19 protein-coding genes are annotated in these 17,569 nt (G+C 66.2%); 8 read left to right on the forward strand and 11 right to left on the reverse strand.

What is annotated here, in order from left to right; genetic code table 11:
- Positions 1-38 precede the first annotated feature (38 nt).
- The 3 genes from Q4S45_RS07840 to Q4S45_RS07850 are packed head-to-tail and all read right to left on the reverse strand — an operon-like array spanning position 39 to position 1,496.
- Positions 39-359 (reverse strand): DUF2288 domain-containing protein, encoded by a 321-nt coding sequence (locus Q4S45_RS07840; RefSeq protein WP_305510698.1) that lies wholly within the window; start codon positions 357-359, stop codon positions 39-41.
- Between the two features lie 16 nt (positions 360-375).
- Positions 376-1,056, reverse strand: a complete 681-nt coding sequence (locus tag Q4S45_RS07845) for an RES family NAD+ phosphorylase (RefSeq protein ID WP_305510700.1) — start codon at positions 1,054-1,056, stop codon at positions 376-378.
- Between the two features lie 2 nt (positions 1,057-1,058).
- Complete coding sequence (locus Q4S45_RS07850; RefSeq protein ID WP_305510702.1) at positions 1,059-1,496, reverse strand: antitoxin Xre/MbcA/ParS toxin-binding domain-containing protein; 438 nt, start codon at positions 1,494-1,496, stop codon at positions 1,059-1,061.
- A gap of 118 nt (positions 1,497-1,614) precedes the next feature.
- On the opposite strand from Q4S45_RS07850, the gene Q4S45_RS07855 reads away from it, so the two are divergent.
- Positions 1,615-2,073: a nuclear transport factor 2 family protein gene (locus Q4S45_RS07855; protein ID WP_305510704.1), complete on the forward strand. Its 459-nt coding sequence runs from the start codon at positions 1,615-1,617 to the stop codon at positions 2,071-2,073.
- Between the two features lie 12 nt (positions 2,074-2,085).
- Here the strand turns inward: Q4S45_RS07855 and Q4S45_RS07860 are convergent, their stop codons facing one another.
- From Q4S45_RS07860 to Q4S45_RS07885, 6 genes are all read right to left on the reverse strand, one after another.
- A complete protein-coding gene (locus tag Q4S45_RS07860) occupies positions 2,086-3,120 on the reverse strand; it encodes a hypothetical protein (RefSeq protein WP_305510706.1) in 1,035 nt (344 codons plus the stop codon).
- Positions 3,117-3,929 carry a hypothetical protein gene (locus Q4S45_RS07865; protein ID WP_305510708.1) on the reverse strand — a complete coding sequence of 271 codons (813 nt, stop codon included), beginning with the start codon at positions 3,927-3,929 and terminating at the stop codon, positions 3,117-3,119. Before Q4S45_RS07865 ends, Q4S45_RS07860 begins: the two co-directional genes overlap by 4 nt.
- 15 nt (positions 3,930-3,944) lie before the next feature.
- Positions 3,945-4,256 (reverse strand): hypothetical protein, encoded by a 312-nt coding sequence (locus Q4S45_RS07870; RefSeq protein ID WP_305510710.1) that lies wholly within the window; start codon positions 4,254-4,256, stop codon positions 3,945-3,947.
- Positions 4,256-5,215 (reverse strand): hypothetical protein, encoded by a 960-nt coding sequence (locus Q4S45_RS07875; protein ID WP_305510711.1) that lies wholly within the window; start codon positions 5,213-5,215, stop codon positions 4,256-4,258. The genes Q4S45_RS07870 and Q4S45_RS07875 overlap by 1 nt, the downstream gene beginning before the upstream one ends.
- Before the next feature lie 149 nt (positions 5,216-5,364).
- Positions 5,365-7,059, reverse strand: a complete 1,695-nt coding sequence (gene recJ / locus Q4S45_RS07880; RefSeq protein WP_305510713.1) for a single-stranded-DNA-specific exonuclease RecJ — start codon at positions 7,057-7,059, stop codon at positions 5,365-5,367.
- Positions 7,056-8,072, reverse strand: coding sequence for a hypothetical protein (locus Q4S45_RS07885; RefSeq protein ID WP_305510714.1), 1,017 nt, complete (start codon positions 8,070-8,072; stop codon positions 7,056-7,058). Before Q4S45_RS07885 ends, recJ begins: the two co-directional genes overlap by 4 nt.
- Before the next feature lie 130 nt (positions 8,073-8,202).
- On the opposite strand from Q4S45_RS07885, the gene Q4S45_RS07890 reads away from it, so the two are divergent.
- The 3 genes from Q4S45_RS07890 to Q4S45_RS07900 are packed head-to-tail and all read left to right on the forward strand — an operon-like array spanning position 8,203 to position 10,962.
- Positions 8,203-9,465, forward strand: coding sequence for a lipoprotein-releasing ABC transporter permease subunit (locus Q4S45_RS07890; RefSeq protein WP_305510716.1), 1,263 nt, complete (start codon positions 8,203-8,205; stop codon positions 9,463-9,465).
- Positions 9,458-10,150, forward strand: a complete 693-nt coding sequence (gene lolD / locus Q4S45_RS07895; RefSeq protein ID WP_305510718.1) for a lipoprotein-releasing ABC transporter ATP-binding protein LolD — start codon at positions 9,458-9,460, stop codon at positions 10,148-10,150. Before Q4S45_RS07890 ends, lolD begins: the two co-directional genes overlap by 8 nt.
- Before the next feature lie 8 nt (positions 10,151-10,158).
- On the forward strand, positions 10,159-10,962 hold the full coding sequence (locus tag Q4S45_RS07900; RefSeq protein WP_305510720.1) for a TatD family hydrolase: 804 nt from the start codon (positions 10,159-10,161) through the stop codon (positions 10,960-10,962).
- Here the strand turns inward: Q4S45_RS07900 and Q4S45_RS07905 are convergent.
- A complete protein-coding gene (locus Q4S45_RS07905; RefSeq protein ID WP_305510722.1) occupies positions 10,951-11,673 on the reverse strand; it encodes a hypothetical protein in 723 nt (240 codons plus the stop codon). The genes Q4S45_RS07900 and Q4S45_RS07905 overlap by 12 nt on opposite strands.
- Positions 11,674-11,843: 170 nt before the next feature.
- Between Q4S45_RS07905 and Q4S45_RS07910 the strand changes: the two genes are divergently transcribed.
- Positions 11,844-12,830 carry an alpha/beta hydrolase gene (locus Q4S45_RS07910; RefSeq protein WP_305510724.1) on the forward strand — a complete coding sequence of 329 codons (987 nt, stop codon included), beginning with the start codon at positions 11,844-11,846 and terminating at the stop codon, positions 12,828-12,830.
- Between the two features lie 186 nt (positions 12,831-13,016).
- Complete coding sequence (locus tag Q4S45_RS07915) at positions 13,017-15,377, forward strand: DNA internalization-related competence protein ComEC/Rec2 (RefSeq protein ID WP_305510726.1); 2,361 nt, start codon at positions 13,017-13,019, stop codon at positions 15,375-15,377.
- A 123-nt stretch (positions 15,378-15,500) separates the two neighbouring features.
- On the opposite strand, the gene Q4S45_RS07920 is transcribed toward Q4S45_RS07915, so the two are convergent.
- Positions 15,501-15,785 carry a hypothetical protein gene (locus Q4S45_RS07920; RefSeq protein ID WP_305510727.1) on the reverse strand — a complete coding sequence of 95 codons (285 nt, stop codon included), beginning with the start codon at positions 15,783-15,785 and terminating at the stop codon, positions 15,501-15,503.
- Positions 15,786-16,043: 258 nt separating this feature from the next.
- Between Q4S45_RS07920 and Q4S45_RS07925 the strand changes: the two genes are divergently transcribed.
- Positions 16,044-16,847: an alpha/beta fold hydrolase gene (locus tag Q4S45_RS07925; RefSeq protein ID WP_305510728.1), complete on the forward strand. Its 804-nt coding sequence runs from the start codon at positions 16,044-16,046 to the stop codon at positions 16,845-16,847.
- Between the two features lie 63 nt (positions 16,848-16,910).
- Entirely contained in the window at positions 16,911-17,480 is a 570-nt protein-coding gene (dcd, locus tag Q4S45_RS07930) for a dCTP deaminase (protein WP_305510730.1), read from the forward strand.
- Positions 17,481-17,569 lie beyond the last annotated feature (89 nt).

A 17,569-nucleotide genomic window follows, 5' to 3' on the forward strand; every position in this document is an offset into this window, starting at 1 on the left:
GGGGACTCGGCGTCCCCGTCAGACCCTGAACACCCGCGTCAGTTGAGCGTTTTGCGTTCCTGCTGAACCAGGATGAACGGGTGTACCACGGACGTCCATAGCTGGGCCTCTGCCTCGCCCCAGGCCAGGGCCTGTTCGTCGGTCACCTTGCCGATTTTCCCCTCGCCCATCCAGCGCGTGATGCTGTCCTTGTCGTCGTGCGAAATTCGCACCGCGACGTCGATCAGGTCGAGGTCGGGGCTGACGAATATCACCGATCCCTGCGCGAAATGGCGGGCCAGCTCGGCCCACGGCAGGCGCGCGGTTTCGCTGTTGATCTTGTTGTGCAGTTCGATGTCTTTGTCTGGATTGGTCTTCATGGCGCTGTGGTAAAAGTCAGATGGACTCGACGACCGGAGTCGGCGAACCCGCCCATGTTAACCGATAGGCGCTGCCCTTGCGCACGTTGCCCACCAGCGCCGGCCGGAAGCAGGCCAGGTTGGTGCCCCCGGCGCGCCGCACGCTGGGATAGATGATACCCATCGAGCCGCCCTCGAGCAGCTCTTCGGCCAGCGCCTGCGAGGCGATGTAGCTGTCGGGCGCCAGCGTTTTCGTGAAGTTGCGCGCGCCGCGCAGGTCGTGGAAGGTGCTGGTGAAGTCGGCCAGCATGGTCTGGTAGCTGACGCTGTCGTCGAAGCGGCCGATTTCCTGATACTCGACGGTCTTGTGGAAGGTGATCTCCGCTAGCGCGGTCTCCGGCTCGAAGGCGCAGTACCAGGCGCCGCGCTCGCCGTCGTTGAAGCGGCTGCCTTCCGGGCGGGGATAGGTGTACGCGGCATTGATGATGCGGAAATTGGGAACGCCGAACACCAGTTCATCGACGCCGATGCCGGGCAGGCCGCCGTATTCGCCGCGCAGGCGCTCGTTGGTGGCGTTATCGAGGTCGAACAGGTCGCGCAGCATGTCGTCGTCTTCGGCCAGCGGCGCCAGCACCGAGTCTTCCAGGTCGGCGAATCGCGACGGGATCAGGCGGCAGGTGTCGAACTGGCGCAGCGGAGTCACCGGCAGGAGAGCCAAGGTTACAGGCCTCCGCGGCGCGCATCGAGCAGCTTGCGCACGGTCTGCATCGCCAGCAGGCCGCCGGCCAGCATCTGCGACAGCGGCGTGCGCCCGGCGAATATCGGGTTCTTGTTGGGCAGCGCCACCCATTCGTCGGCCAGCTTGTCGCCGTATAGTATGTGCAGCGCCTTGTAGATGCCGAGCAGGTAGGAAATACGCGTGATGCGGTCCACTTCGAGCACGCGGTCGGGGTTCTTCTTCCACTCGTAGAAGGCGGACGAGGACAGGCCGCCGAGCAGTTCGCGGGCATCTTCGTCGCGCAGCTTCCAGGCGGCGGCGAGCTTGAAGAAGCCCTTCAGCGCGGACTTGGACAAGCGCTCGCGCTCGGCCCTGGCATTCAGGTCGACCAGCACGGCAGGTTCGAATCGGCTCTTCGGGTAAGCGTAGGCGAGGTTCATGATGGCTCCGGTTATGGAGAAGTTATACTCCATTTCCGGCACGCGCGCAAGCGGCCCGATGTTGTCGTCCGGACATCCCTGTGCCAGAATGGGGCATCCTTCACACCAGGAGCGACCGATGCGCCTTCTATCCTCGACCGCCGGCATCGTGCTGGCCCTGTTAGCCGCGGGCGCGGGCGCCGCGGCGCCCACCAATGCGGAACTGAAGCAGCAGGTCACCGACACCGAGCGCGCCTTCGCGGCGTCAATGAAGGCACGCGACCACGCGGCGTTTTCCAGCTTCCTGTCGGACGAGGCGGTGTTTTTCAACGATCCGGCGCCGCCGATGCGCGGCAAGGAGGCCGTGGCGAGGGGCTGGAAGCGCTTCTTCGACAAGCCCGCCGCGCCGTTCTCATGGGAGCCGGACCAGGTCGAAGTGCTCGACTCGGGAACGCTGGCCATCAGCGGCGGGCCGGTGTATGACCCCAGCGGCAAGCTGGTCTCGCGATTCAGCTCGATCTGGCGCCTGGAAGCCCCGGGACGGTGGCGCATCGTGTTCGACCGCGGCTCGGACGTTTGCGACTGCAAGAAGCCGTAGCCGCGGCGGGCTTCACACTCTCTCGACGGATCCCGCGGGCAGCAGGTCGGCCATGAAATCGCGCGCGGCGCGCTCGAGCGCGGTCCACTGCCGCACCGCATCGGCCAGGCCGAGCGTGCGCTCCAGCCAGCGCGGATCGGCCAATTCCCAGTCGGACGCTTCGACCGACAGCTGCGTCATGCCCGAGCCAAAACGGGTCCACGCGGTCCTCAGCTTTTCCAGCGATTCGAGCGCATCGGCCAGCGCCGGCCCGATCCAGGCGCCTTCATCGAGCAGGGCGTCGAAGGCGCGCAGCTGGACCTCGATGCAGTGCTCGCGCTGCATGGCGGCGGCGCGATCGCGCTGCATCGCATGGAGCCGCGACACCACCGCCTGTTTGCGATGGGCGTTGAACAGGCCAAGCCGGGCGAGCTGACGCTCCAGCCGGCTGACGCGTTCGTGCGCGCCGGTGACGGCATCCTGGCGTTGCAGCAGCATTTCGCCGACCCGGGCGCTGGCTTCGGACAGGGCGCGATTCGCGTCCAGCAGCGCTGTTCTGGCGTCGGTTAGCCCGTCGAGCAGCGGCGCGATCCTGCGCCTGGCCTGATCGGCGATCGCGCCGAGCATGCGCAGTTGATTGCGCGATCCGTCGGCGCCGTCGTGCGCGTTGGCCATCCGCTGCAGGATGGACGCGGTCAGGCCGGCCGCCTCCTGCAGGCCCCCAGTCCACCAGATCACCGCGGCATACGGCCGCTCGGGCGCCAGCTCGCCGGACAAGGCAGCGGGCTGGCCGCGCAACTGCTGCAGCACAAGCGCCGGCGACCCGAATGCGCAGGCGGCGTCGCGCACGTTGTCGAGCACCTGTCCCGCGCCGTCCTCGCCGCCGGCGGAGGCGGGCAGTTCCCTGGCCAGGGAAATCCAGGTCTGGAGATGGCGCCACGACGTGCTCGCGAAGACCAGCGCGCAGCCGTCGCCACGGCGTTCGAGCGCGGCATACGGCACCGAGACGGCGTGCGCCGCCGATAATGTCGCCGCTGCGACCGCGCTCGTATCTGGCATAAACGTCATGCTTGCCTCCGGTGGGTGCCTTCGTCGTCGTAGCCAAGCGAAGCGGCAAAGCGCCCGCAGGCCTCGCCGACTGTTTTCCACGCCGCGATGGCGCGCCGCGACCGCGCCGGATCGAGGAAGGGCTGCGCGCCCACATGCGCTTCGTTGATGCTATTACCGAAGAGGGCCATGTGCGAATGGACCTGGACCCACGCCGCCTCCAGCAACACCAGCCGGCCGAGGATGCCCCCAACCGCCTTGGCCGCGCGCGGAACGCTCACTTCCAATTCCAGATCCTGGCTGCAGCGAAGGATGCTGCCTTCCAGCCCGCGGAACTTCGAGACCAGCCTCTCGGTTTCGGCCGCCATTGCCTGCGCAAGCGGCACCGGGCCGACCGCGCGATCGAACAGCCAGGCCGTCAGCACCGCGGCCTGCTCCTTTGCCGGCACGTCGGGCAGGTTGCGCAGCGCGCTCTCGAATCCGCTGGCAAGCATGCCGGCGGCGTCGGCGAGCCGTTTTGCGAGCCAGGCGGTGTGGGCGACCATGCCGGCCGGCGCCTCCCAGGCGTCGAGCAGGGACGGCGACTCGCGCAACGCAGCGCGGATTGCGCCCGGATTGCCGCATTGCTCGGCGGCGGCAAGGGCCAGTTGCATCGGCCCGGAGCCGCGCGTCGCCGCCGGAAGGGCGCAGGCGGCGTTCAGGAACGCCAGCAAGTCGTGCCAGGCGTCGCAGCACAGGGAGAAGCGGGCCGGATGGCCCGGCGGCACGTACGCCAGCATCCCTGACGGCGGGCCGATCGACGGCGGGGCGGACAATGCGGCGGCATTCAAGATTGTTGCCTCATCTCAGGCGGCCTTGCGGAAGGTGAAGTGGCTCTGCCAGGCGCCGTCGTCGCGTGGCAGGACGCCGCCGAAATCGACCGGCTCCGCTTCGAGGAACGAGCCGGCCACGAACGCACGGATGGCCCCATCGAGGAGCGACCAGCTGTTCGCCGCCGGCGTCGTAACCTGCTCGTCCAGCCAGGCCGCGCTGTGCAGGTTGGCGGCACTCAGTTCATTGGCGCGCGCGCTCATTTCGCGGATCGCGCCGGTCCAGCCGTGCTTGAGCGCGACCAGGTCGCCGATCACGCCGCTCGAATCGGGCAGCGAGAATTTCATCAGGTGGTCGAGCGCACCCAGGTCGGCGCGGAAGCAGGCCTGGGTGGCGAAGAAGTCGCTTTCCGCCTGCAAGTCCGCAACCAGGTTGTCGTACGCCGCGCGCGAGGCCGCGGCCGCATTGGCCAGCGCCGCCGCCGACGCTGCGGTCTGGGGCCGGCGGCGGCAGGCCCGATGGCGAAGCTGGCGGCGCCCGGCGGCAGGGCAAGCGTGACCATCAGCATGGTCCCCGCAATGGCGATCGTGCCGGGCACGATGCAGGAGGACATGGCCAGCGCAAGCCACTTCTGGTAGGCCGCTTCGCGCGCTCGCTCGAGCGCGACCACGCCCACTTGCAGGGCGCCGATTTCCTTGTCCAGGCTGGAGCGCATGCGCGATCCGCGCTCGGTGAACGCCGTCATCGACAGCTGCGCGGCATCGAGTTCGCTTTCGATCGCCTGGAATTCCCCGATCAGGACATTGAGCTGGTCGATCGTCTGGTGCATGCGGTCGATGATCCGGCCCTCGCCGAGGAACAGCGCCCTGATGGCCGCGCAGGCCTCGCCCGCGGATCCGCTGCGGGCCAGGGCGGGAATGGCGCTGAATGCCGCCGCCAGCGCCAGGGCATCCTCGTGCGCATGTTCAAGTGTCCATACCGTCGCCGCCAGGGCCTCGTTGCGGGGACGCGCCGCTTTCGCGAGGAACAGCGGGTCGTTCAGGATGCGCGCGCGCAGGCGTTTCGGGCTGCCGTAGCGGGTGGCGGCCTGCTGCAGCTTGTGCATCGCATCGAAGCACTGCTTCATCTGGACGCCGGAGGCATCGCCATAGCGTTCCTCGAATTCGCCGAGGCCGGAGGGCAGGGCCAGCATCGCCTGGACGCGGGTCTGCAGGTCGATCCATTCCGTCGACGCGAGCAGGAAGCGCTGCGCCTCATGGTTTTCGCCGGCCTGCAGCAGCAGGGACGAAGGCACATGCAGGGTCATGGTGGCTCCTCCGGACAGGGGCTGCGGGCGAAAAATCACCCGTTCTGAAGCCAAGTGTAATGAAAGGGCGCTGGGCGGCAACCTATTACTACACATAGCTGTCGGAGGCTGAAAAAGCCTGTCCTGCCTGGCTTCGCAGGAGCGGGATTTCAGAGCGGCTCGGCGTGCTCCACCATCAGCTGTACCTTGGTGACGCCGTTGTATTCGTTGGCGTCGAGCCGGAACGCCACGCGCGCGCGTTCGCCCAGCGATGCGGTGTGTCCGAACCAGATTGCGTCGTAGCGGTGGCCATTCCGTTCGAGCAGCAGCTTGAGGTGGCGCTCTTTCAGGATGCGCTGGCTGATGACGCGGAATTCGTCGCAAAAGACCGGCGGCGCAAAGCCCTGGCCCCAGACCTGGCCGTCCACCAGCTCGATGAATTGAGTAGTGTAGTACGCATCTTCCAGCGGGCCGTCGGTTTCGATCACCCGTTCGAGCTGCGCTTCGCTGAGCCAGGCTTTGCCGACCGCTTCGAACGCTTCGGAAAACGCGTCGAAGGCGTCGGCGCGCAGCGTCAGGCCGGCCGCCATTGCGTGGCCGCCGAATTTGTCGATCAGAGACGGCGCCCGTTTCGACACCAGGTCGAGCGCGTCGCGCAGGTGAAAGCCGGGAATCGAGCGCCCCGATCCCTTGATCCAGCCGTCCGCGCCGGGCGCGAAGGTGATCGTCGGACGGAAGAATTTCTCCTTCAGGCGCGAGGCGACGATGCCGATCACGCCCTGGTGCCAGCCGGCGTCGAACACGCTGATGGTGCTGCTGTCGGCCGGCTGCCACGCGTCCAGGTGCAACAGCGCGGCGTCCTGCATCTCCGCTTCGATCTCGCGGCGCTTCAGGTTGATCTCGTTGAGCTGCTGGGCGATCGCCCACGCGCGCCCCTCGTCGTCGGTGACGAGGCACTCGATCCCGAGCGACATGTCGTCGAGCCGGCCGGCCGCGTTCAGGCGCGGGCCGAGCGCGAAGCCGAGGTCGAACGGCGAGGCGCTTCTGGCTTCGCGGCCGGCGACCCGGAACAGCGCCGCGACGCCGGGGTGCATGCGCCCGGCGCGCATGCGCTTGATGCCCTGGGCGACCAGGATGCGGTTGTTCGGGTCGAGCCGCACCACGTCGGCCACGGTGCCCAGCGCGACCAGGTCCAGCAGGCTGTCGAGCTTGGGCTGGGTCTGGGCGTCGAAGATGCCGCGCCGGCGCATCTCGGCGCGCAGCGCGAGCAGCACGTAGAACACGACGCCGACGCCGGCCAGGTTCTTGCTGGGGAAGCCGCATTCTGGCTGGTTCGGGTTGACGATCACGCGCGCGGCCGGCAGCGTGTCGGCCGGCAGGTGGTGGTCGGTCACCACCACTTCGATGCCGCGCCGGTTGGCCTCGGCCACGCCGTCGATGCTGGCGATGCCATTGTCGACGGTGATGATGATGTCGGGCGCCTTCTCGCGAGCGGTCAGTTCGACGATCTCCGGCGTCAGCCCGTAACCGTATTCGAAGCGGTTCGGCACGATGTAGTCGACCGTCGCGCCCATTGCGCGCAGGCCGCGCAGCGCGGTGGCGCAGGCGGTGGCGCCGTCGCAGTCGTAGTCGGCGACGATGGTCATCTTCTTGCCCGCGGCGATGGAGTCGGCCAGGAACACGGCGGCCGCGTCGATATGCCGCAAGCCCGATGGCGCCATCAGCGCGGCCAGTTCGCTCGACAGCTCGCGCGTGTCGGTCAGGCCGCGCGAGGCGTACAGGCGCGCGAGGACGGGATGCACGCCGCCCTGGCGCAGCATCTCGGAAGTACGGAACGAACAGGGACGGGTGGAAATGCGGGTCATGGAAGCAGTCGGTCTAAGGTCGGGCGGCGCCAAAATTTGCGTTGCGCCATCGCGGAGGTGGTGAATTCGGCAAGCGCGTTGCGGTGGCTTAGCACCAGCCGTGCCCTGGCCGCACGGCCGCTCGTGACGGCGTCGAGCAGCGGCATGAAGGTGTCCTGGTCGAGCTGTTGCATGTGCTGCAGCCAGCCGGCCCAGTCGGTCGCGAGCGCCGCTTCGGCCAGGCGCCCGTCGCAGAACAGCGCTGGATTGTCCGCTCCGGCCAGCAGCCCGGCGAACGATCCGTGCTGCTGCGCGATCGCCGACAGCCAGGGCGGCGATCCGGCGCATGCGAATGGAGCCGATGGCATGTCGCCCGCATCGGCGGCGCCCCACGGCCAGAACGAATTGATCGCCGGCCAGCCGCGCGCTTCGCGTTCGACGTTGGCGGGATGCTGGTGCCAGAGCATCTGCACTTCGTTCTGCAGCTTGCGGTAGTCGAGCGCATGCTCGCCTTGCGGCAGCCAGTCGGTCAGGTTCATGCCGCCGGTGGCGTCGGGCGAGGCAGTGTCCAGCGCCGCCCAGGCGCCGGCGCGCATGAACCAGGTGTGGGCGTCACCGTACAGCAGGGTGTGGCCGCTGTCGTCGAAATACGGTTTGGCGCTGTCGAACAGCGCGCGCGAATGCGAGTCCACGAGTCCGAGGCGCCGCGTGTCGCCCATCATCAGGTAGGTGCGCGAGATTTCGATGTGGGCCGGATTGACGATCATCCAGGCGCCGCCCGCGGGATCGAGGCCGAAGCCGCGCATCGCCGCCGCGGCGAACGCCAGCCTGCGCCCGTCGCACAGCCCGATTGCGCGGCCGAGCCACAGTTCGTGCGGCAGGGCGCGCGCGTCGGAATCGGCGGCGAGGGCGCGATTGGCCGAGGTGCGCGACAACAGCGCGGCCAGCCCGGGCGCCTGCAGGGCGCGTACCAGGTCGGGGGCGAGTTCGGGCGGGGGGAGGGCGAACGGCAGGACAAGCGTTATTTCGATCATGGCCGACATTGTAGGCCATCGGGCGCGCCGGCCGGAAATTCGCGCACCGCGATTCAATTGTGACAACCTCTGTCGGCGATGCGCTTTGTGTGGCACACTTCGGGCTCACACGAATTTCCCGTCGGAGCCCATGAGTATCATCCACAAACTGCCGTACGAATGGCTGGTCGGCCTGCGCTATACGCGCGCCGGCAAGCGCAGTGGCCGCAACAGCTTCATCTCCTTCATCTCCCTCATTTCGGTGGCCGGCATCGGGCTTGGCGTGGCTGCGCTGATCGTCGTGCTGTCGGTGATGAACGGCTTCCAGAAAGAAGTCACCGACCGCATGCTGTCGGTGCTGGCGCATATCGAAGTGTTCGATCCGCGCGGCGCGCTGCCCAACTGGCAGACGTCGGTGCAGGACGCTTTCAGGAACCCGGCGGTCAAGGGCGCGGCGCCGTTCGTCGAGACCCAGGGCATGCTGGTGCGCGACGTGATGCGCCCGGCGATCATCCGCGGCGTGATTCCGTCGGAAGAGACCAAGGTATCGGACGTCGCGAAGCAAATGAAGGCGGGCAGCTTCGACGACCTGAAGCCAGGATCGTTCAACATCGTGATGGGCTACGCCCTGGCGCGCGCGCTGAACCTGTCGATGGGCGACAAGGTGACGATGCTGCTGGCGCAGGCGCAGACCACGCCGGCCGGCATGCTGCCGCGCACCCGGACATTCACGCTGGTCGGCATCTTCGAGGCGGGCCACTACGAATTCGACTCGGGCCTGGCGTTCATCAGCCTTGAGGACGCGGAAAAGATGGAGCGGCTCGATGCCCCGTCCGGCCTGCGCCTGCGCATCGCCGACATGCACCAGGCGCCGCAGGTGGCGCAGGAACTCAAGGCCAGCATGCCCGGCGATCTGGTGGTGCGCGACTGGTCGCAGCAGAATGCGACATGGTTCGCGGCCGTACAGACCGAAAAGAAGATGATGTTTATTATCCTGACCCTGATCATCGCGGTCGCGGCGTTCAACCTGGTGTCCACGCTTGTGATGACGGTGACCGACAAGCAGGCCGACATCGCGATCCTGCGCACGCTGGGTTCCTCGCCGCGTTCGATCATGAAGATCTTCATGATCCAGGGCGCGCTGGTGGGCCTGATGGGCACGGCGATCGGGGTCGGCTTCGGCGTGCTGGTCGCCTTGAACGTCGACGTCATCGTGCCGTTTATCGAACACCTGTTGGGAGTGCAGTTTTTGTCCAAAGATATTTACTTCATCAGCACCGTTCCGTCCGACCTGCGCTGGCCGGATGTCGCCAAGATCGGCGGCCTGGCCGTGATACTGGCCTTTGTGGCCACGCTGTATCCAAGCTTTGCCGCGTCGCGCGTGAAGCCGGCGGAGGCGCTGCGCTATGAATAAGCAAGCCAATATGCCGGTCCTGGCGTGCCGCGGCCTGGGCAAGACCTTCAGGCAGGGAGACTATTCGGTCGAGGTGCTGAGCCACGTCGATTTCAGTATCCGCGCCGGGGAGCGCATCGCCATCGTGGGCGCCTCCGGCTCGGGCAAATCGACGCTGCTGCACCTTCTGGGCGGCCTCGATACGCCGACCACGGGCTCGGTAACGCTGCTCGGCGAGGATTTTGCGACACTGTCCGAAACCCGCCGCGGAGACCTGCGCAACGAGGCGCTGGGCTTCGTCTATCAATTCCACCATCTGCTGCCGGAGTTTTCGGCGCTCGACAACGTGGCGATGCCACTGCTGATCCGCCGCGAAAAGCGCGCGGACGCGGTGGCCAAGGCGCAGGCGATCCTGGAGCGGGTCGGGCTGGGCAAGCGGGTGGCGCACCGCCCGGGCGAGCTGTCCGGCGGCGAACGCCAGCGGGTGGCGCTGGCGCGCGCGCTGGTGACGCAGCCGGCCTGCGTGCTGGCCGACGAGCCGACCGGAAACCTGGACCACGCCACGGCGCAGTCGATCTTCGACCTGATGCTGGAACTGTCGAAAACCTTGGGCACGGCGTTTGTCATCGTCACCCACGACATCGAGCTGGCGCGCCGCTGCGACCGCGTGTTCCGCCTGACCGACAACGGACTGCAGCCCGAATAAGGCCCGCCATGTGGATCGACACCCATTGCCATCTCGACGCGCACGAATTCGGCGGCGAGTCGCTGGCGGTGGCCGAGCAGGCCGGCAAGGCGGGCGTGTCGATGATCGTGATTCCGGCCGTGGACCGCTACAATTTCGCGCCGGTCGCCCAGCTTGCGGCGACGGCGCCGAACGCCAGCTACGCGCTTGGCATTCATCCGATGTGCGTTCCAAACGCGGTCGAGGAAGACCTGGCCGCGCTGCGCGCCCTGGTGGAGGCGGCGATGGACGATCCCCGTTTCGTCGCCATCGGTGAAATTGGCCTCGATTTCTTTATCCCGATGCTGTGCGAACCGGCGATGCGCGAGAAGCAGGATCATTTCCTGCGCGAGCAGTTGCGCATCGCCCGCGATTTCGGCCTGCCGGCGCTGTTGCATGTGCGCCGCTCGCAGGACCAGGTGCTCAAGCATGTGCGCCAGATCAGGCCTGCCGGCGGCATCGCGCACGCATTCAATGGCAGCTTCCAGCAGGCGCAAACCTACATCGACCTGGGATTCAAGCTTGGCTTCGGCGGCGCCATGACGTTCACGCGCGCCCTGCAGATCCGGCGCCTCGCGGCCACGCTGCCCTTGGAGTCCATCGTGCTCGAAACCGATGCGCCGGACATTTCGCCGGCATGGATTCATCCCGCCCGCAACAGCCCAGAGCAATTGCCGGCCATTGGCGCCGTGCTGGCCGAGATGCGCGCCATGACGCCTGCGCAGGTGGCCATGGCGACGTGGGACAACGCGCTCGCCGCGCTGCCCCGGCTGGCGCGCCTGCTACCGCCGTGATTCCGACACCTCGGCGGCGGCGCGGGCGCACTTGATCGCCACGCCGATGGCCGCCACGACAAACGCCAGCAACAGGAATCCCCAGGCATTCGGGCTCTCCAGCAGCCCCGCCATCGCCTCGTCGTCGCGGGCTGCGCGTTTGCTGGCCTCCAGCGCCGCGATCTCGCCGGCGAGCCTGCCCGCTTCGGCGACGGGAGCGCCGCAATCCGAATGGCTGGTGAAAACGTTCGGTATGCAGCCCGGATAGCGTTTGCTGAAATCGCGCAGGGAGCGTTCGGCCAGTTCCCGTTCGCCGGCTAGTCCGGTGGCGCTGCCGTAGGCGCGCGCGACGGTGCACAGCTCCTTTTTGACGACGGCCGGGTTGAAGGGCGCCAGCGCGCGCTTTGCCGGAAGCGGCACGCAGTTTTCGATGATCACAACGCGCAAATGCTCGTCGACCGCGGCCTGCGCCATCCGGACGCGGTGCTCCAGAATCTGGTGGTCGGCGCTGATCTTCATCCTGCCGGCGAAAGTCGCCAGCCCGATCAGGCCGACGGCCACGCAGACTTCGGCCACAAGGCCCAGCCGCTTCCAGTACGACGAGGCCGCGCCATCTGACTTGACGCTCCCTATCAGGAAAAACAGGAAACAGAAGACGGACACGACGAACGCCGAAATCAGGAGCGCGGTCGGGGGCGACGAAAACAGTCTGACGAAATCGAGATAGGTCATGGCGATCCGGGTGCCGGTAAATACGCGTGGTCGAAGATGGCGCAGCTCATGCAAACGATTATCGTGGGTTTTCGGGTCGCTGTGCACACGAAGTTGCGTCGGAGGCGCTTGACAACGAGGGAAGAACGGATCGAGACTCGCTAGGTGTTATGCAAACTGATTGAAAGGGAGTGCCCACCTTGAAACCTGATCTCCTGCGCCTGGTCTATGCCGCACTTGCGGCTTTCCTGATCGCCTCGTCCGCGCAAGCAAGGGCGGCGACCGCCGTCGTCGCGATCTCGCTCGACACGCCTACCGGCCAGCTTGCCGGAAGCCTGGTGCTGCCCGCGGCGAAAGGGCCGGTGCCGGTGGCGCTGATCATAGCGGGCTCCGGGCCAACCGACCGCAATGGCAACAGCGCGATGTTCCCCGGCGCGAACAACAGCCTGATGCTGCTGGCGCAGGCGCTAGGCGAGGCCGGGTTCGCAAGCGTCCGTTACGACAAGCGCGGCCTTGCTGGCAGCGCCGCCGCCGGGAGCCAGGAAAAGGATGTGCGCTTCGACCATTTCATCGACGATGCCGCCGCCTGGATCGCCAAACTGAAGGGCGATCCACGCTTTTCATCGGTGACCGTGATCGGCCATAGCGAAGGCTCGCTGATCGGCATGGTGGCCGCGCGCAGGGCTGGCGCGAGCGCATTCGTTTCCCTTGCCGGCGCCGGCAGGCCCGCGTCCGCCGTGCTGCGGGCGCAACTGGCCACGAAGCTGGGCGGCGAACTGGCCGCGCAGAGCGAGACGATCCTGAGCGAATTGGAGCAAGGACGGACGACTTCCGCGGTTCCCGCGAGCTTGCAGGTGCTGTACCGCTTGAGCGTGCAGCCTTACTTGGTGTCCTGGTTCCGCTACGATCCGGCCCAAAGCATCGCCGCGCTGACCGTGCCTGTGCTGATCGTGCAAGGGACGACCGACGTGCAGGTCGCCGTCAGCGAGGCGGAGCTGCTCAAAAAGGCGCGGCCGCAGGCGCAGCTGGCCGTCATTCCAGGTATGAACCATGTGTTGAAAATGGTCGCCCCCAACGAAAGCCCTCCATTTCCTTCCTATTTCGACCCGGCGCTGCCGCTCGCGCCCGAGTTGACAAAGGTGCTGGTCGATTTCATGAGAATAAACATCCCTCGCTAGCATCGGGCATGGAGTCTCGCCCGAAGGATCCCGGCCCGGAACGGCAGCAGACCGGGGTCTGGTCCTGCGGACTTGACCCCATTCTCCGCTTTTAAAGCCGCCTTTTTGCTCGACTTCCGGTCTGGCGCAATATCGATGTGAGCGCATTGGTCCACACTGGCGCATTTGCGTCTTCGGTGCTGACCCATGCGATGTGCGATCCTCGGATTCGTGGCGGGCGCTGCCTGGCTCCAGACCATGGGCGAGCTGCCCGATCGCGCGCTGATGGCGGTGTGCGCGGCAGTGGCGCTGGCGCTGCTCCTGGCCTTGCGCGGCGCGGTACGCGCGGCCGCAGCCGGCGCCTTGTTGGGTTTCTGCTGGGCCGCGCTGATCGCCCACCTGGCGCTGGCGCCCCAGTTGGCGAAGGAAGACGAAGGCCGTGATGTCACGCTGGTGGGCACCATCGACAGCCTGCCATACCGGTTCGAGCAGGGCGTCCGGTTCAACTTCGCCGTCGAACGCGTGGTGGGAGAGCCGATGGCGGTGCCGCCGCGCGTGTCGCTGGCCTGGTACGCCGGCTTTCGCGACCAGGTCCAGCAGGTCGGCGCGGTGCAGCCCGGCGAACGCTGGCAACTGACGGTGCGGCTGCAGCGCCCGCACGGCAACGCCAACCCCTACGGTTTCGACTATGAAGTGTGGCAGCTCGAGCAGGGCGTGCGAGCGACCGGCTACGTGCGGCCTGCCGGCGAGGCCAATCGCCGGCTAGACAGCTTCGTTTTCAGCATCGGCAACCTGGTCGAGCATTGCAGGGCCACGCTGCGCGACCGCATTCTCGCGGCGCTGCCGGGCAAGCAGTACGCCGGCGTGATCGTGGCGCTGGTTGTCGGCGACCAGCGCGCGATAGACCAATCCGACTGGACGGTATTCAACCGCACCGGAATCAGCCACCTGATCTCGATCTCGGGCCTGCACATCACGATGATCGCCGGCGTGTTTGCCTTGTTGGCGGGCTGGCTGTGGAGGCGCTCCTTCTTCACCGGCGCGCAGTTGCCGTTGATGCTGCCGGCGCAAAAGGTCGCTGCGCTCGCGGGCGCCGGCGCCGCGCTGTTGTACGTGCTGCTGGCCGGCTTTGGCGTCCCCGCCCAGCGCACGCTCTATATGCTGGCGGTGGTCGCCGCGGCGCTGTGGTCGGGCCGCATCGCCAGCGTCTCCCATGTGCTGTGCGCGGCGCTCGGCCTGGTGGTGCTGCTCGATCCCTGGGCAGTGCTCTGGCCAGGCTTCTGGCTGTCGTTCGGCGCGGTGGCGGTGATCCTGTACGCGACCGTCGGCCGGGTGGGCGCGCGGCAGGCCGGGTTCAAGGCCGCGCTGCGGCTGGGCGCGCACACGCAATACGTCGTCACGCTTGGGCTGGTGCCGCTGACCATGCTGCTGTTCGCCCAGGTCTCGCTGGCCAGCCCAATTGCGAATGCGGTGGCGATCCCGCTGGTGAGTTTCGTCGTGACGCCGCTGGCGCTGGCGGGCAGCATGGCGCCGGCGCCGCTGTCCGGCGCGCTGCTCGCACTTGCCCACTTTGCGGTCGAAGGCCTGGCTGGTTTTCTCGAATGGATGTCCGCAAGCCCGCTGGCGGTATGGAGCGCGCCGACGCCGGCGCCGTGGGTGTTCTGCTTTGCGTTCGCCGGAACCCTGTGGATGCTGGCGCCGCGCGGATGGCCGCACCGTTGGACCGGCGCCGCGGCATGGCTGCCGTTGCTGGCCAGCCTGCCGTCGCACCCGGCGCAAGGAGAGATGGCAGTCACCGCCTTCGATGTCGGGCAGGGCATGGCGCTGCTGATCGAAACATCGGGCCACCGGCTGCTGTACGACGCCGGACCACTGTACTCGCCGGACGCGAACGGCGGCAACCGCGTGATCGGGCCTTACCTGAAGGCGCGCGGAATCGACCGGCTCGACGGCATGGTCATCACGCACAGCGACGCGGACCACGCCGGCGGCGCCCTGGCCGTGATGGCCGCCGTGAAGGTCGGCTGGGTAGCGTCGTCGCTGCCGCCGGCGCATCCCATCGTGCGCGCCGCCGGCACGCACTCGCGCTGCGCGGCGGGCCAGCAATGGAGCTGGGACGGCGTGCAGTTCGAAATGCTGCAGCCGACACTGGCCAGCTACGACAATGCCGCGCTCAAGCCGAACGCGCGCGGCTGCACATTGCGCATCAGCGCCGGCAAGCACGCGGTCCTGCTGGCGGCGGACATCGAAGCGGCGCAGGAAGCGCAGCTGGTGCTGGCGTCCGCCGGCCAGCTGCGCGCCGACGTGCTGCTCGCGCCGCATCACGGCAGCGGCACATCGTCGACGCCGGGCTTCTTGCGGGCGGTGCAGCCGGCGCTGGGCATATTCCAGGTCGGGTACCGCAATCGATATCACCATCCAAAGGCGGAGGTCTACGAGCGATACCGCGAGATGGGCATCGCCCGCATGCGCACCGACGAATCGGGCGCAATTCAGCTGCAATTCGGAAATGTGGTCGTTGCCAGCGAGTATCGGCGCGACCATGCACGTTACTGGTACGAACATTAATCATGCGGAGGAACGTGCCGCAAAAGGATGTCTTTTTTCAGGTCTGAGGCAAAAAAAAGCCGGACTTATCGCCGGCTTGCAATTCGTATTTTTCTTATTAGCGTCTAACTGGATTGTAGTTTTTTACGCCTGCAAGAGATGGGTCATGGTGTGGTACGCCTCATACAGCACCAATAAGGCCAATGCCCATGAAATTACGTTGGCTCCCCACGGCGTTGGGTTGAACTGACTTAACATTTTTTCGAATACCTTTCTCAGGTGAGCGAAAAACATGAAAAGGGCAACGATGACAGCGGCGCGGGAAATGAAATATTCCCAATCGACCTGGGTGAAGATATTGAACCAGAACAATATCGACTTAGGATCAAGACCTGTACTTCGCCAAACGACAACTGCAAAAACAAACAAATAAACTCCCCTAAGGGGCACAGCAGTTCCCCGCGTCGACCAAGGTCGACAGGATGTTTGTATTGCGTCTTTCCATGAAAAAACCCTCCTAACTGTTGGGGCTGTTGGGGCGAATTCTCTCGCCTATGAATCAAGTGTAATCGAACCCGATGTAAATACACAAACTCATCGGCAGCCGATACCCTGACGGCCAGCACGGCCGGCGTATAGGGGAATCCTTCTACTACTGTAGCGTGCACGCGCATTACAATTGCGAACATGACAAAACCACTGCTTCATTTCACCCACGGGAACAGCTTCCCCGCCGGCGTGTACCGCCGTTTTTTCGAAGGCTTGCGCGACGACTTCGATGTGCACGCGAGCGACATGCTTGGCCACGATCCGGTGTTTCCGGTATCCGACGGCTGGCCCGGCCTGGTCGCGCAACTGATTGCCCAGCTCGAGCAGTACCCGTCGCCCGCGATCCTCGTCGGCCACTCGCTGGGCGGCATGCTCAGCCTGATGGCGGCCAAGCAGCGTCCCGAACTGGCGCGCTGCGTGGTGATGCTCGATTCCCCGGTGGTGGCCGGCTGGCGCGCGTGGCTGCTGCGGGTGGCGAAAGCGCGGCGTTGGGACGACAGCTTCTCGCCCGCCAAATTTTCGCAGCGGCGCCGCACCACCTGGCCGGATGCACAGGCCGCGTACGAGCACTTCGCGGCTAAGGATATCTTCGCGGCGTGGGCGCCTGGCGTGCTGGCGGACTACATGGAACACGGGCTGGCGCCGCATCTGGACGGCGTGCAGCTGCGCTTTTCGCGCGACGTGGAGACGGCAATCTACCGCTCGCTGCCGCATCACCTGGGCAAGCTGGTGGAACCGCCGTTCCCCGTGCCGATCGGCTTCGTCGGCGGTACCGATTCGGTGGAGCTGCGCCAGGCGGGACTCGATGCCACGCGCCGCCTGGTCGGCGGCAATTTCGCGCGGATCGAAGGCGGCCACCTGTTCCCGATGGAGTCGCCGGAGCTGGCCGCGCAACTGACGCGCGAGATGATCGCGAGGCTGCTTGGTGAGCAGGCCGACTGAGTGGAAGTGGGCGTTTTCGCGTAAAATCCCGGGCATCCCACCTCACCATGGAACTGCGAACCGATGACTATCAAAAGCGACAAATGGATCCGCCGCATGGCGCAAGAACACGGCATGATCGAGCCGTTCGAACCGGGCCAGGTGCGCCAGGACGGCGACGGACGCAAGGTGATCTCGTACGGCACCTCGTCGTATGGCTACGATATCCGCTGCGCCGACGAATTCAAGGTGTTCACCAACATTAACAGCACCATCGTCGACCCGAAGAACTTCGATTCAAACTCCTTCGTCGATATCAAGAGCGATGTCTGCATCATCCCGCCGAACTCGTTCGCGCTGGCGCGCACCATCGAATACTTCCGCATTCCGCGCAATGTGCTGACCATCTGCCTCGGCAAGTCCACCTATGCGCGCTGCGGGATCATCGTCAACGTGACGCCGTTCGAGCCGGAATGGGAAGGCTACGTCACGCTGGAGTTTTCCAACACGACGCCCTTGCCGGCGAAGATCTACGCTGGCGAAGGCTGCGCGCAAGTGCTGTTTTTCGAAAGCGACGAGGTATGCGAAACGTCGTACAAGGATCGCGGCGGAAAATACCAGGGACAGCACGGTGTGACATTGCCGAAGGCCTGATGTTGCAAGCTGATGGAAAAAAGGGCCTTCGGGCTCTTTTTTTTCGCGCGCGCCCCGGCGCGGTCAACAACAGAAAGTGCGCTGTTATG

The sequence above is a fragment of the Massilia sp. R2A-15 genome (genome assembly GCF_030704305.1).
Taxonomy (GTDB): Bacteria; Pseudomonadota; Gammaproteobacteria; order Burkholderiales; family Burkholderiaceae_D; genus JAFCUW01.